Annotated in this window: 2 protein-coding genes; both read right to left on the bottom strand. The window is 67.5% G+C overall.

Features of this window, described 5'->3' with window-relative positions:
- On the bottom strand, positions 1–592 hold a 592-nt coding region (locus QT222_RS01315; RefSeq protein WP_491476052.1), incomplete at its 3' end, for a Rossmann-fold NAD(P)-binding domain-containing protein.
- A 37-nt stretch (positions 593–629) separates the two neighbouring features.
- On the bottom strand, positions 630–1,591 hold a 962-nt coding region (locus QT222_RS01310; protein WP_491476051.1), incomplete at its 5' end, for a [LysW]-lysine hydrolase.

The following is a 1,591-nucleotide window of genomic DNA, read 5'->3' as shown; positions in this document are numbered from 1 at the left end:
CCCCGAGTTGTTCCGCAGTGTCGGGTCCCTCGGCGTCCATCGCGTATCCCGGCGGCGTCGCCTCCGTCGGGTCGACACCGGCGATCGCACAGCCGAGGACGAGCGACTGGCCGACGTTGTTGCCGTCGCCAGTCCACGCCGCCTGCACTTCCTCGAACGAGCCGTCGTGTTCACGGATGGTGAGCAGGTCGGCGAGCGTCTGACACGGGTGGGCGTCGTCGGTCAGGCCGTTGATGACGGGTGCGCTGGAGTGTTTGGCGATTTCGAGCAGGTCGTCGTGGTCGAACAGGCGGGCCATGATGGCGTCGCCGTAGCGACCCAGCACGCGGGCCGTATCGGAGAGCGGTTCGCCGTGGCCGAGTTGGATGTCTTCGGGGCCGAGAAAGAGCGCGTGACCGCCCAGTTGGGTCATCCCCGTTTCGAAGGAGACACGCGTGCGGGTGCTCGGCTTCTCGAAGAGCATCGCCAGCGTCGCTCGGGGCAGTCGCGTCTCGTCGTCGCCGGCCTTGATGGCGGCGGCGCGGGTGAGAACGCGGTCTAACTCCGATGCGCTGATATCGTCGATGTCGATGAAGTGTGTCGTTTCGAGCATTGTCTTGTGTGTCGTGTCTCCGTGTCGATACTGCGATTCAGTCGTCCCCGAGGCGCTCGCAGACATCCACCAGCACGTCGATGGCGCTGTCGAACTCGTCGAGTTTGAGGTGCTCATCGGGTGCGTGGTCGAGGTCCGAGTCGCCAGGACCGTAGGTCGCCATCGGGCAGTCCCACACGCCGGCGAAGATGTTCATATCGCTCGTTCCGGTCTTGCGGAGCAAGCGGGGTTTCGTCTCGCCGACGTTCCGGATGGCAACGCGGAAGGCCCGCGCGACTTCCGTGCGGGGGCTTTCCATCACCGGCGGAATTGGCTTGTTCCAGTGGACGCTCCCGCGGGTGAGTTCGCCCTCGGCGACTTCGCGCACGTCTTCGATGGTGTAGCGCGGCGGGACGCGGAACTGCACGTCGACGGTCGCTTCGACCGCGAGGCCGTCTTCGGTGGGACCGCCATCGAAGCTGACGGGTTTGGTCGTCACCGTGTCGAAGACGCCGTCGCGGTCTTCGTCGAAGAAGTCGGCCACGCGCGACCACCACGCGACGGCCGACCGGATGGCGTTGTCCTCGGGGCGCGCGGAGTGTCCCCACTCGCTCGTCGCGACGTAGGTCCCCGAGAGGAAGCCGCGGTAGCCGAGGGTCACGCCGTCCCAGCCGGAGGGTTCGCCGTTGATGACGGCGTCGGGCTCCTCGCGGTCTTCGATAAGGTGCCACGCGCCGCGCGAGGAGGTCTCCTCGCCGACGACGCCGACGAACGAGACCCCCGTCTCGACGGCCGCGGCGGCCATCGAGCAGAGCGGGCCGGTCGCATCGACGCTCCCGCGACCCCAGAGCGTCCCGTCTTCGACCTTCACGGGAATGTCGCCGGGAACGGTGTCGATGTGCGAGGTCAGTAAGACCGAGTCGTCGGCGGGGGCCCGGAGGTTGCCAGCCTTGTCTGTCCAGACCTTGCGGCCGGGGCGCTCGTGGGATACCCTCTCGACGTCTGCCGCGGCCCCCTCGT

The organism is Haloferax sp. s1 (assembly GCF_058382125.1).
The sequence above is the reverse complement of the archived record's forward strand: the minus strand, read 5'-3'. Positions and strand labels throughout refer to the sequence as shown.